Here is an 11,623-nt window from a genome sequence, read left to right as displayed (position 1 = left end):
ATCACCATGACCAACAGGGCTATTGACTATCTCACTGATGCCGACGGCAATCCTAAAGCCGTGGTGATTCCCATTGACCTATGGCGGTTATTATTGCCCCAAGGTGGCGATTCAATTCAAGATTTAGCCGAAAATTTGGAAGATTATTGCTTGAACAAAGCCATGGATGAGGCTCAGGAAACCCCTCTGCTGAATCGAGAAGACGCTTTAGCTTTTCTAGAGGCAGAGGATGCGGAGGATATTGATTGAAGGTTGCCTACCGGAAACTCTTCTTGAAAGACCTGAAGAAGCTCAAGAAGCAGCCTGTCTATCAAGCAGTTTACAACATTGCTTTTAACACACTAGCTTCGTCAGACTCAATTCAAGATTTGCCCAACGTTAAGGCTCTGACCGGAGCACCCAACCGCTACCGCATTCGAGTTGGTGACTACCGCATTGGCATTGAGCTAAATGGCGACACAATAGAACTAATGCGCGTTTTGCATCGCCGCGAATTTTACCGCTACTTTCCCTGAATTAAATTGCCTGACCCTAGTATTTGTAGGATAAGTTGGCGAATCGTAGCCCAGGCGGATGTTGGGTTTCTTTCCTCAACCACAACCTACATCTAGTCATTCTGTTTATGGCAACCCATTTATATGAAACAGTCAGAGTTTACATACGTTGGGCCTGAGATGACTGACTCTGAAATTCTGGACCAGGTTCCGGAGGATTACCAGCGCATCCTCAATCGAGTAAACGGGTTCATTCTCTTTGATGGCGGTCTTCATGTTCGTGGAGCTGTGATTACTCCCGAATGGCATTCTCTTAGGACAGTCTGGTCAGGAGATTTCGCAATACATCAGCTATTCTCTGCGCTCAATGAATTAGATGTGCCGTTCGCCCAAGATTGTCTCGGCGACCAGTTCGTCCTACGAGCGGGTATCGTTCACAAGCTTAATGCCGAAGTCGGAGAGGTTGAGAGCCTCGGTATAGATCTTGAGGTTTTTCTAAAGCATGCCCAAGAGAATTCAGTAGAATTTCTGTCACTCCAGCCGTTGCTGCAATTTATGCGTGAAGGCGGAAAACTAATACCGGGGCAATTACTCAGTGTATATCCGCCCTTTGTTGCTAAGGAGTCTGCAAATGGCGTTTCGCTCAGGGCAATCTCGATGTTTGACCGTATTGGCTTTCTCGCAGATTTCGCCCGGCAGATAGCCACTACCTTCAACGACGAAATCTAGCACGTCATGCATTCGATTGATAAATAGATACGCCTTTTTCGTCGATGTGTTGCTTTAGGGACTCACGAGTGATGGTGCCGTAGGCTACGAAATCGAAAGAAGTAGGGCAGATAGGTATCTTCTTCGATGTCAAACTTGAGCCGAGCCGCCAGGGCTGAGTTCACCCCGTCGCCCTTGATGGCGATATCCACATCGGAGGCAGGTTTGTGGGTGCCCAGGGCGCGGGAGCCAAACAAGATCGCCTCTTCCACCTGGGGGTAGGCGGCGATGAACTCGATAATTTCCTCAAGCTGCTGAGCGGATAGGCCGTAGTTCATTGCTTTGCTCGGGAAAATTCAGTGTGTTGAAATCTGAACCTTGGAGTAAGCTTACGGCAGGCTGAGGGCAATGGTGGCTGAAATCGCCCCACGGCGACAGATTCAGGTCGGTACCGAGAGGCCCAGCACAAACGGCCAACATCACTAGTTTGAAGGTTGAGGAGTAACTCCATGAAAAGCTTAGGGCGTTGGATGGGGCATACGGCAGGGGCCGCCCTGCTGGCGGCGGCAGCTACCGTGACAGGGGCGGCGATCGCGCCTGAAGCCGCCCAGGCCCAGGTGGCCTACGGTAGCTATGTGGGGGTGGGCGCTGGGGTAGGCCTGACCAGCGATGCCGCCACCGGACAGGGGGGCGGTGTGCAGGGGGTGATCTCCGGTCGCTACCGACTCCTGCGGTACCCCGTTTCGCTGCGGGCCCAGGCCTTTCTCTTCGGCGGCGATTTTGCCTTTGTGCCCACCGTTTCCTACGATGTACCCCTGAGCTGGAACACCGATGTGTATCTTGGGGCAGGGGCGTCCTTTGTCAGCGGCGGCAACGACAATCCATCCAATGTGGGCGACAAAACCTCGTTTGTGCTGCAGCCGGGGATTGACTACCTATTCCCCAACAGCAACCTGGTGGCCTTTGGCAACGCTATTTTTGCCTTTGATGCCTACCGTCAGGGCGGCAATATGGCCATCTCGGTGCAGGGCGGCGTCGGCCTGCAGTTCTAGACCCGGTGCTGACCCTCAAACAAAGCTTGAAAGCGCTCGTGGGCCAAAGGGTTGCACGGGCGCTTTTTTGGGGTAACGAGTGTGCGGTGCAAGGTGTGCGGTGCAAGGTACAGGGGATGCGTGCATACCCAAACCGTGAACCGTGAACCGTAAACCATGAACCGCAAACCCAACCCCCCCAACCCCTGTCCCCAAGCAGGACAAATGTATTAAAATCAACTGAACTCACGCAGAGGATTGCCCAATGGGGATGAGTCAGCCGCTAGGGTCGGTGATTCAGGGGTCGCTGAGTCAGGGGCTGGAGGTGCGCCTGCACCCCGATATCTCGGTCGAAGATATGCGGGTGGGCAAGTTTTTGGTGGTGCAGGGGCGGCGATCGCAGTTTTTCTGCATGCTCACCGATGTCACCCTGGGCACTGGCAGCCAGCGCATTTTGGCCCACCCGCCGGAGCCGTCAAACCTGTTTTTGCAGGAGGTGCTCGCGGGTACGGGCACCTACGGCACCATTAACCTGACCCCGATGCTGATGTTTACCCAGCAGGAGAGAGGGGAAGATGGGGGGATGGGGAGTGAGGGAGTAAACGGCAAAGGGCAGAGAGCAAAAGGCAAAAAGAATGAAGGCTACGCCTCGATGGAGGTGCAGAGCAGCGCCGATGTGGAGCTGCTGCCCGTTAAAACCATTCCGGCCCACTTTAGCCAGGTGTACGACGCCAGCGATCGCGACTTTCGCATCATCTTTGGCTGGGAGGACGACCCCCATCGGCGCAATTTTGCGATCGGCCAGCCCATCGATATGGAAGTGCCGGTGTGTCTCGATCTGGATCGCTTTGTGGAGCGCAGCAACGGTATTTTTGGCAAGTCGGGTACGGGTAAGTCGTTTCTCACCCGGCTGCTGCTGGCGGGCACCATTCAGCGAGGGGCGGCGGTTAATCTAATCTTCGACATGCACTCTGAGTACGGCTGGGAGGCGGTCAGCGAGGGCAAGCAGTTCAGCACCGTCAAGGGGCTCAGGCAGCTGTTTCCCGGCCAGGTGCAAATGTTTACCCTCGACCCGGAGGCGACCCAGCGGCGGGGGGTGCGCGATGCCCAGGAGCTTTACATCAGCTTCGATCAGATCGATGTGGAAGATCTGAATCTGGTGCGGGGCGAGCTGAACCTGTCAGAGGCCAGCCTGGAGAACGCGATCATTCTGCGCAACGAGTTTGGCAAGAGCTGGATCAACCGCCTGCTAACCATGACCAACGAGGAGATTCAGGAATTTTGCGAGACCAAGATGGGCAGCAAGTCATCGATTATGGCGCTACAGCGCAAGCTGACCCGGCTGGCCGACATTAAATATATGAAGGCGGCCAGCGGTACCAACTACATTCAGCAGATTTTGGCGGCGATCGACGACGGCAAGCACGTGGTGGTCGAGTTTGGCTCGCAGTCAAACATGCTGGCCTACATGCTGGCCACCAACGTGATCGCCCGCCGCATCCACGCCAGCTACGTCAAAAAGGCCGATCGCTACCTCCAGACCAAAAACGTGGTCGATAGGCCCCGCCAGCTAATGATCACCATCGAAGAGGCCCACCGCTTTCTCGACCCGGCCACGGCGCGGCAGACCATCTTTGGCACCATCGCCCGCGAAATGCGCAAGTACTTCGTCACCCTGCTGGTGGTCGACCAGCGGCCCTCGGGCATCGACAACGAGGTGATGTCGCAGATCGGCACCCGCATTACCGCCCTGCTTAACGACGAGAAGGACATCGACGCGATTTTTACCGGGGTGTCGGGGGGGCAAAGCCTGCGATCGGTGCTGGCCAAGCTCGACTCGAAACAGCAGGCGCTGGTGCTGGGCCATGCGGTGCCCATGCCCGTGGTGGTGCGCACCCGCCCCTACGACAGCACTTTTTATACCCAGGTGGGGGCCACTGCCTGGGAAGAACTGCCCGACGAAGTTGTATTTAAAGCCTCAGAACTGGCCCGCGCCGATCTGGGCTTTTAGAGAAACGGTGTAGGGCAGGCCAAGAGACTGGAGCCGCCGTCAGACTCCGGGCAGTACGTCAACTGCTGGGGGGCTTGGCGAAGCGCTGAAGCATCGACTCACAACCAGTCCCTGCTTTAAAGTCCACCTCTTTCCAAGCGAGATCTAAACATTCCCTTGAACAAAAATACACCTTTAGATGGAGAAGAGATTTATAGTCGAGCAGGGCCAGCCTGTCATGGTACCCTGATGGCTAATCGTTGCTGATAACGTAGCATTACTGCTGACACACCCCTAAATCTCTAGGTATTGTTGAGAAAATTGCTAGTCTAAGTGAGATAAACGCCGTCCTGCGGTCGGCTCCTTCGTTCCGTTTTTGAGTTCCTGTGCATTTTTACACCGCAGCTGGGCCTAGTGCCCAATAGGCTACTGATTAAACTGGGAAAAGGCATCTTCCCCTCGCTTGAGGCCAGGAACACACATTATGGCTAATCCACCAGGACAATCCCTAGACCGCGCAGCCAACTCTGAAATTCGCAACTACTACCAGTCGCATCGGCTGTTTCGCGATCGCTATCGCGTGCTCAAGAAATTGGGCCAGGGGGGCTTTGGGGTGACCTATCTGGCCCAAAACGCGACCCTGCCGGGTGAGCCCTACTGCGTAATCAAGCAGCTCTGCCCCAAGGCGGGCAGCGAGCTATCGCTAGAGCGAGCCAAGGTGCGGTTTCGCCGCGAGGCCAGGGCGTTGGCCAGCCTGGGCAGCCATTCGCAAATTCCACAGCTGCTCGACTATTTCACCACCGGGGGCGAGTTTTACCTGGTGCAAGACTACATCCACGGCGAAACTCTGGCGCAGGAAGTGCGTCGCCAGGGTCGACTGACCGAGGCCCAGGTGAAGTACTTTCTGCGCGAAATTATTCCAGTGGTGCGCTTCATTCACCGCAACCGCATCATTCACCGCGATATTAAGCCCCCCAACATCATTCGCAGCGAGCGCGATCGCCGCCTGGTGCTGATCGACTTTGGGGCCGTGCGCGAGTTTCTCTCCGATGTCGAAGACCAGGTCTCGATGCAGGCTCCGGCCACCCAGTTTGTGGGCACCCCCGGCTTTGCCCCGCCTGAGCAGCTGGCCCTGCGCCCCTGCTACGCCAGCGACATCTACGCCCTGGGCATCACCAGCCTCTACCTGCTGACGGCCCGCACCCCCATCGAGTTTGACCAGGATCCTCAGACGGGCGCTATTCGCTGGCACCACACCGCTACCGTTAGCCCCCACCTGACCATGGTGCTCGACAAAATGCTGATGCCCGATGCCCGCGATCGCTACACCACCGTAGATGAGCTAGAGCGCGCCCTGGAGCTAGAGCCCCACCTCGAAGCCCTGGCAGGCTGCATGAACACCCGCGATCGCCCCCCCTATAGCCCTAATGACGATCAGGTTGTGCTCAACCCCGATGCCTATCTCACCCCCATTCAGCGCGAGGCCCAGGCAATTCGCAAATGGCGCACCAAGCGATCGCTGAGCCGAGGCCAGAATGGCCGTCCGGCAGGTCCAGTGTCACTGCCCTAGGCGCGGCAGCGTAGACAACCCGTAGGGTGCATCCGCGCTAGCGATGCACCGGCTGGAATCCTGCGCTAAGCTGTCTGGAGCCAGCTCAGCAGACGCTGGTTAAAGTCGGCGTCGGTTTCGTCGTAGAGGCAGTGGCCCACCTCCGGCAGCACCTCCAGGGTCAGCAGCGGGCTGAGGTCGGTTAGCCCCTTCGACTGGGCGACGGGCACCACGCGGTCTTGGTCGCCCCACAGCAGCAGGGTCGGCACCGCTAGCGTGGCCAGCATGTCTTTGACCGAGGGGCTAAAGCTGGGTGCCGTGCGCGATCGCACCAGATAGCAGAGGGTGCGGGTTGCGCCGCGATCGCCCGTGGGCAGCGCAAACAGGTTCACCAGGTCATCATCGACGCGATCGGCCACGGTGTAGATGCCCGCCAGCGCTCGACGCAAAAAGCTGGGGCGGCGGATGAGGGCAAACAGCGATCGCATCATCAGCGGGTTGGCCACCAGGCTCTCGACCCGCAGCGATAGGGCCGCGATCCAGCCCGGCACCAAATCTTCGCGGTTGCCCTCCAGCGGCAGCGTAACCATCGCCAGCTGCCTGACCCAGTCGTCGTGGTTGTGGGTTACCGTCAGCGCCACCAGCGCCCCTAGAGAATGGCCGACCAGCGCCACGGGTTGACCAATCACACCCTGAATGAAATCGGCCACCTGCGCCGCCCACAGCTCTGCGCCGTAGAGGGTGGCTGCCTTCTCAGAATCGCCAAAGCCCAGCAGGTCGATGGCGTAGACCGGAGCCACCCGACTCAGCGCAGGCAGATTGTGCCGCCACTGGTTCAGGTTAGCCCCAAACCCATGAATCAGCAGCAGCGGCGGTAGGTCCACATTCGCTGGCCCTGGGTGAAACCAGTAGCGCACCCGCCAGCCCCGCCAGTGCCAGAAGCGCTGGTAGCCAGACTGGCTCAGGGTAGAAGGCAGACTACTCAGCAGCGTCGGGAGTTGATGCACAGAACACAGCTCTTTGCAGAAACGAAGGAATGGCAGGCAAGCAGGAATGGTGAGCAATGCCCACCCTACGATGGTAGCTAACGGCATCCCCTTATCCACCCATCCCCTTATCCACCCATCCCCTCATCCACCCACCTACCCTCCAACATCCCCTCACCCTATGCAGCCGCACCGCTTTAGGTCATGCTAGAGACCGAAAACGCAGCGTACGGAGAAAACAGAGCTATGGCTGAAATGGATCCTGTTAAGCTGATGAAGCAGGAAGTGGGTCGCCAGGCGGCGGCGCGGGTGCAGTCAAATACCGTGGTGGGGCTGGGCACGGGGTCAACCACGGCCTTTGCCATCCAGTTTATTGGCGAGCGGCTGGCGGCGGGCGAAATCAGCAACATCAAGGGCGTACCCACCTCGTTTCAGGCGTCGGTGCTGGCCAAGCAGTACGGCATTCCCCTGACCACCCTCGACGAATGTGGCGACATCGCTCTGGCCATTGACGGAGCCGACGAGGTTGACCCCCAGATGAACCTAGTCAAGGGCGGCGGCGCGGCCCACACCCGCGAGAAGATTGTAGATTCTCTGGCCAAAGAATTTATCGTGGTGGTAGATAGCTCGAAGCTGGTGGATAAGCTGGGCACCACCTTTGCCCTGCCCGTGGAAGTCATGCCCCTGGCCGTTACCCCCGTCACCCAAGCGCTAGAGGCCCTGGGCGGTAAGCCCGACCTGCGCATGGGCATCAAAAAAGACGGCCCGGTGATCACCGACCAGGGCAACATGATTTTGGATGTGAAATTTGATGCGATCGATGACCCGGCGGGGCTAGAGAAGACGATCAACAACATCCCTGGCGTGCTCGATAACGGCTTGTTTGTGGGTGTGGCTACCGAAGTACTGGTGGGCGAAGTCAAAGACGGCCAGGCCAGCGTTCGCAAGCTGTAGGACCTCAAATTTTGTGTGTCAATAGCCGAGGGCTGCGATTCGTTTGGCCCTCGGCTTTTTGATTGTGACGCTACAGCGTGCCATGAACTGTGCACATGGAGTTGGTTGATTATCTTTGGCAAGGCTTCGCCAACGGTAATCAACCGCAACCTACATCTGGTCACTTTACTGACAACAACTTACTTGCTGAAGCGTTTCAGCGTGCGATGTGCGGGGCGTGTGGAGATCGGACGGAGGGGCGATCGCCCGTTTTTTTAAGGAAACACATGATTTTGTCGGCCCAGCGGTCAGTCGTCATACACTGCTTATACCCAGCTCAGTCTGGGATTTATTGTCTACGGCCAACTAGCAATCAACGCTATGGGTTTTTTAGCAGATTGGCGCGTTCAAAAGCGACAGCTCAGAGGCTGGCTGCTGAGCCTGGCGATGGTGCTGCTGGTGATCGTGCCGCCCACCCTAGCCACTGGAGACTTAACAGCCCCAACCTCAGAAAACGCTGGGATAGAGCAGGCTGAGGTAGATCACCCTGGGGGCGAGAACGCCAGCCCGGTTCCCTCACAGGCGGTGGTTGGCAACGTGGTCGATGGCTTTCCGGTGATGCTGAATGGAGAGCCGCTGTTCTACGTCAAGCTGGGGATTGCGGGGGTGACTTCGGCTGAGGAGCGGGCCGCGATTATTACCCAGCGGGTGAGGGCGATCGCGGCTGATTCTACCCTGGCCCCCGACACCATTCGCGCCGAGACCGAAGCAAACCAGAGCGTGGTGCTGGCGGGCGACACCGTGCTGTTTACCGTGCGCCAGGAGGATGTTGGAGCCTACGATGGTCGCTCCCACCCTGAGCTGGCGGCGGAGGCCGTAGCGCGAATTCGGCAGGGAATTGTGATCTACCGTGAGCAGCGCAGCATTCAGCGCATTGCCACCAGCCTGGGCATGACCATTCTCAGCACCATTGTGGTGTTTCTGGTGCTGAGAGGAATTTTGTTTGGCAGCTCCAGGCTGCTGACCTATATTCAGCAGCGGCGCAACGCCAATACCCTGGCCATTCGCTTTCAGTCGGTGCAGGTTTTGGGGTCTGGGGCCACCAGCTATTTGCTAGGCGGGCTGGTGCGTCTGCTGCGCCCTGGGCTCATTTTGCTAGCGCTGTACCTGTATGTGCCCTTCGTGCTGAGCCAGTTTCCGGCGACGGCAGAGTTTGGCGACAGTCTGCTGCAGGATATGGCCTTTCGCCTCAGCCTGCTGGCCCAGGGGTTTGTGGCCTACCTGCCCGAGCTGGCCATGCTTGGCGTGATTGCCTTTGTCACCTACTACGTGATTGAGTTTGCCCGGCAGGTGATTATTGAGCTGGGCCGTCACGATGTTTACCCCTGGTTTTACCCCGAGTGGGTTCAGCCGACGATTCGGCTGGCGACGCTGCTGATTGTGGCGATCGCGCTCGTCATTGCCGGGCCGTACATGCCGGGGTTTGGCTCGCCGGCGTTCCAGGGAATTTCAATCTTTTTGGGGGCGTTGCTCACCCTGGGCTCGTCATCGGCAGTGGCCAATGCTCTGTCGGGCATTATTTTGATCTACACCCGCGCCTTTCAGCTGGGCGATTTTATTCGCATTGACGACATTGTGGGCGAAGTACAGGACAAATCGCTGTTTGTGACCCGCGTGCTGACGCCCAAACAGGAAACCGTCACCATTCCCAATGCCTCGGTGCTCAACAGCAACGTCACCAACTACAGCGCCATCTGCCGCGAATCGCACGGGTATCTGCTGCTGCACACTACCATTACCCTCGGCTACGACCTGCCCTGGCGCAAGGTGCATGAGGTGCTAATCCAGGCCGCCCTGGCTACCCCCGACATCAGCCCTGAGCCTGAGCCCTTTGTGCTGCAAACCGCGCTCAACGACTTCAACGTTAGCTACGAGCTCAACGCCTACACCGTTTACCCGCAGAAGATGCCGGTAATCTACTCCCATTTGCACCAAAACATTCAGGACTACTGCAACGCCGCCGACATTGAAATTTTGTCGCCCACCTTCTCGGCCCTGCGCGACGGCAACCACTCCACCATTCCCGCCGACTACCTGGCCGCCGACTACGCCGCCCCCGCCTTTGTGGTGCAGGGCAGCAACGGTCAGTCGCCGCTGGGAGAGTCTAGGGTCAAGGAGTCTAAGCCAGATACCAACGGTTCCTAACCCCTCTAGATGCAGATGGTCACTCCACCAGCCCTGCGGCAGCCATTTTTAGCAACCTGGGGCCAGCCGCTGGGGCTGTGCCTGATTCTGTTTATGCTGTCGTACACGATTGGGGTGGTGCAGCCGATTATGCCGCCCCTGGTGCAGGAGTTTAACTCCAGCGTGGGCTACGTGCAGTCGGCCCTGGTGCTGATGTCGCTGGTGACGGCCTCGTTTACCCCCACCGCCGAAAACCTGAGCCGACGGCTGGGACGACGACCGGTGCTGGCGATCGCCCTCGGGTTCTTTGCCCTGGGGCTGGTGGTGATTGTGCTCAGCTCGAATATTGGTCTGTTTACCCTGGGGCTGGCGGGGTGCATTGGCGTGGCGGGAGCCGTGCTGATGAGTACCCCTGTCGCCCTGATGGATACCTTCCCCGGCGAAGGCATTCAGCGCTATGGACTGGTGGCCCTGGCGATCGCGGGGGTACTTGGTGCCCTGGTTGGCTCGATTACCGGCGGCGTGATGGCCTTTGACTTTAGCTGGCGCTGGGCCTTTGCCTTTGAGCTGGGGCTGATTCCGCTCATCTGGTGGCTGGTGCGATCGATCGCGGTACCCACTCCGGCCCAGACGCTGCCCGCCGACTGGCTGGGGGGGCTGCTCTCGGTGGCAGGGTTTGGGCTGACCCTGGTGGGGCTGAGCCTGGCCTCGGAACTGGGCTGGTGGCAGCCCAAGGGCGACCCTCAAACCCTCGATTTTGTGCTGGCCCCCTTTGGCATTTCGGCGGCCCCGGTGCTAATGACGGTGGGGCTAATTTGCCTGGGGATACTGATCTTTTGGGAGCGGGGTCGGGCCCGCCAGAGGCAGCCGTCGCTGCTGCGGCTGGGGGTGTTTAGCCGCCGCATTTACACTCTGGGGCTGGCCATTGGCACCCTGCACACCATGACCACGGTGGGGGTACAGTTCAATTTGTTTCAGTTTATGCCAGCGGTGATGGGGCTGAATCCCATCCAGACCTCTGTTGCGGTGATTCCCTTTACCGTGGCTCAGCTGGCCGTACTGCTGCTGCTGGTCAAGCGGCGGCCCCAGCTGCCGCCTCGCTACCTGCTGCAGTCGGGACTGGTGGTCAAGGCAGTGGGTATTGCCATGCTGTGGGCCGCCATTGGCCCCCCGGTAACGGCCCTGGAGCTGCTGCCCGCCCTGGTGGTAATGGGGGCCGGCACGGGCCTGTTTGCCACCTACATTACCTCGCTCACCTTTGCCGATACTCACAAAGACCAAAAAGCCGAGGCGCGCGGGGTCTACCGTCCCTTTCAAAACCTGGGCGCTTCGCTGGGGCGAGGCGTTTTGGGCACGATGCTGGTCAGTTTGGCCTCGCTCAAAATTGTGGATGGCATTTTGGCCGAGCTGGGGCAGTCGGTTACGCCGGAGGTGCGGCGCAGCGCCATTCGCTCTTTGCAGGTGGCGATTCAAACCCTGCGGCGCAGCGATCGCCGCCAAATCTTTGACCACCTGCCCGACTCGATTCAGCCCGCCCTCAGCGGCATTTTGCAAACGGCGGCGGTGCAGGCGATGCAGAGCACGCTGCTGGTGATTTTGGCTCTGTGCCTGCTGTGTCTGGGCCTGTCGTTTCTGCTGCCCAAAACGGTCAAGACGATCGAGGCCCCGATTGAGTAAGGCGGTGCGGCAGCAGCGCTATGAGCGAATACTAGAGCGGGTAAGAGCGCTTGAAGTAGAGCAAGACGCAC

General features: G+C 58.6%; 11 protein-coding genes. 9 read left to right on the top strand and 2 right to left on the bottom strand.

Features of this window, described 5'->3' with window-relative positions:
• The first annotated feature begins 6 nt into the window (after positions 1 to 6).
• The 3 genes from ACQ4N7_RS09915 to ACQ4N7_RS09905 all read left to right on the top strand — a co-directional run bounded on the left by ACQ4N7_RS09915 (position 7) and on the right by ACQ4N7_RS09905 (position 1,223).
• Positions 7 to 249, top strand: coding sequence for a hypothetical protein (locus ACQ4N7_RS09915; protein WP_430711446.1), 243 nt, complete (start codon positions 7 to 9; stop codon positions 247 to 249).
• Positions 246 to 515: a type II toxin-antitoxin system RelE family toxin gene (locus ACQ4N7_RS09910; protein ID WP_430711445.1), complete on the top strand. Its 270-nt coding sequence runs from the start codon at positions 246 to 248 to the stop codon at positions 513 to 515. Before ACQ4N7_RS09915 ends, ACQ4N7_RS09910 begins: the two co-directional genes overlap by 4 nt.
• A 159-nt stretch (positions 516 to 674) precedes the next feature.
• Positions 675 to 1,223 carry a hypothetical protein gene (locus tag ACQ4N7_RS09905; protein WP_430711444.1) on the top strand — a complete coding sequence of 183 codons (549 nt, stop codon included), beginning with the start codon at positions 675 to 677 and terminating at the stop codon, positions 1,221 to 1,223.
• 62 nt (positions 1,224 to 1,285) lie between these two features.
• Here the strand turns inward: ACQ4N7_RS09905 and ACQ4N7_RS09900 are convergent, their stop codons facing one another.
• A complete protein-coding gene (locus ACQ4N7_RS09900; protein ID WP_430711443.1) occupies positions 1,286 to 1,540 on the bottom strand; it encodes a nucleotidyltransferase family protein in 255 nt (84 codons plus the stop codon).
• 192 nt (positions 1,541 to 1,732) lie between these two features.
• Between ACQ4N7_RS09900 and ACQ4N7_RS09895 the strand changes: the two genes are divergently transcribed.
• The 3 genes from ACQ4N7_RS09895 (at position 1,733) to ACQ4N7_RS09885 (ending at position 5,793) form a co-directional block, all read left to right on the top strand.
• The gene (locus tag ACQ4N7_RS09895) at positions 1,733 to 2,254 is read left to right on the top strand and encodes a hypothetical protein (RefSeq protein WP_430711526.1); all 522 of its coding nucleotides are present in this window, start codon (positions 1,733 to 1,735) and stop codon (positions 2,252 to 2,254) included.
• Between the two features lie 244 nt (positions 2,255 to 2,498).
• Complete coding sequence (locus ACQ4N7_RS09890; protein WP_430711442.1) at positions 2,499 to 4,244, top strand: helicase HerA domain-containing protein; 1,746 nt, start codon at positions 2,499 to 2,501, stop codon at positions 4,242 to 4,244.
• 463 nt (positions 4,245 to 4,707) lie between these two features.
• Entirely contained in the window at positions 4,708 to 5,793 is a 1,086-nt protein-coding gene (locus tag ACQ4N7_RS09885; protein WP_430711441.1) for a protein kinase domain-containing protein, read from the top strand.
• Between the two features lie 65 nt (positions 5,794 to 5,858).
• On the opposite strand, the gene ACQ4N7_RS09880 is transcribed toward ACQ4N7_RS09885, so the two are convergent.
• On the bottom strand, positions 5,859 to 6,779 hold the full coding sequence (locus ACQ4N7_RS09880) for an alpha/beta fold hydrolase (protein WP_430711440.1): 921 nt from the start codon (positions 6,777 to 6,779) through the stop codon (positions 5,859 to 5,861).
• A 225-nt stretch (positions 6,780 to 7,004) separates the two neighbouring features.
• Here ACQ4N7_RS09880 and rpiA point away from each other — a divergent pair, with 225 nt between their 5' ends.
• The 3 genes from rpiA to ACQ4N7_RS09865 all read left to right on the top strand — a co-directional run bounded on the left by rpiA (position 7,005) and on the right by ACQ4N7_RS09865 (position 11,552).
• On the top strand, positions 7,005 to 7,712 hold the full coding sequence (gene rpiA, locus ACQ4N7_RS09875) for a ribose-5-phosphate isomerase RpiA (protein ID WP_430711439.1): 708 nt from the start codon (positions 7,005 to 7,007) through the stop codon (positions 7,710 to 7,712).
• Positions 7,713 to 8,072: 360 nt separating this feature from the next.
• Positions 8,073 to 9,896, top strand: coding sequence for a mechanosensitive ion channel family protein (locus ACQ4N7_RS09870; protein ID WP_430711438.1), 1,824 nt, complete (start codon positions 8,073 to 8,075; stop codon positions 9,894 to 9,896).
• Between the two features lie 15 nt (positions 9,897 to 9,911).
• Entirely contained in the window at positions 9,912 to 11,552 is a 1,641-nt protein-coding gene (locus ACQ4N7_RS09865; RefSeq protein WP_430711437.1) for an MFS transporter, read from the top strand.
• The last annotated feature ends 71 nt before the right edge of the window (positions 11,553 to 11,623 follow it).

Source organism: Nodosilinea sp. AN01ver1 (assembly GCF_050565655.1).
In the GTDB taxonomy this organism is placed as follows: domain Bacteria; phylum Cyanobacteriota; class Cyanobacteriia; order Phormidesmidales; family Phormidesmidaceae; genus Nodosilinea.
The sequence above is the reverse complement of the archived record's forward strand: the minus strand, read 5'-3'. Positions and strand labels throughout refer to the sequence as shown.

What these genes read in the sequence shown, in the direction of transcription:
- ACQ4N7_RS09885 (WP_430711441.1), top strand. Translation starts at nt 4,708, where the DNA reads ATGGCTAATCCACCAGGACAATCCCTAGACCGCGCAGCCAACTCTGAA.
- ACQ4N7_RS09865 (WP_430711437.1), top strand. Translation starts at nt 9,912, where the DNA reads ATGGTCACTCCACCAGCCCTGCGGCAGCCATTTTTAGCAACCTGGGGC.
- ACQ4N7_RS09870 (WP_430711438.1), top strand. Translation starts at nt 8,073, where the DNA reads ATGGGTTTTTTAGCAGATTGGCGCGTTCAAAAGCGACAGCTCAGAGGC.
- ACQ4N7_RS09905 (WP_430711444.1), top strand. Translation starts at nt 675, where the DNA reads ATGACTGACTCTGAAATTCTGGACCAGGTTCCGGAGGATTACCAGCGC.
- ACQ4N7_RS09915 (WP_430711446.1), top strand. Translation starts at nt 7, where the DNA reads ATGACCAACAGGGCTATTGACTATCTCACTGATGCCGACGGCAATCCT.
- ACQ4N7_RS09895 (WP_430711526.1), top strand. Translation starts at nt 1,733, where the DNA reads ATGGGGCATACGGCAGGGGCCGCCCTGCTGGCGGCGGCAGCTACCGTG.
- rpiA (WP_430711439.1), top strand. Translation starts at nt 7,005, where the DNA reads ATGGCTGAAATGGATCCTGTTAAGCTGATGAAGCAGGAAGTGGGTCGC.
- ACQ4N7_RS09900 (WP_430711443.1), bottom strand. Translation starts at nt 1,540, where the DNA reads ATGAACTACGGCCTATCCGCTCAGCAGCTTGAGGAAATTATCGAGTTC.
- ACQ4N7_RS09890 (WP_430711442.1), top strand. Translation starts at nt 2,499, where the DNA reads ATGGGGATGAGTCAGCCGCTAGGGTCGGTGATTCAGGGGTCGCTGAGT.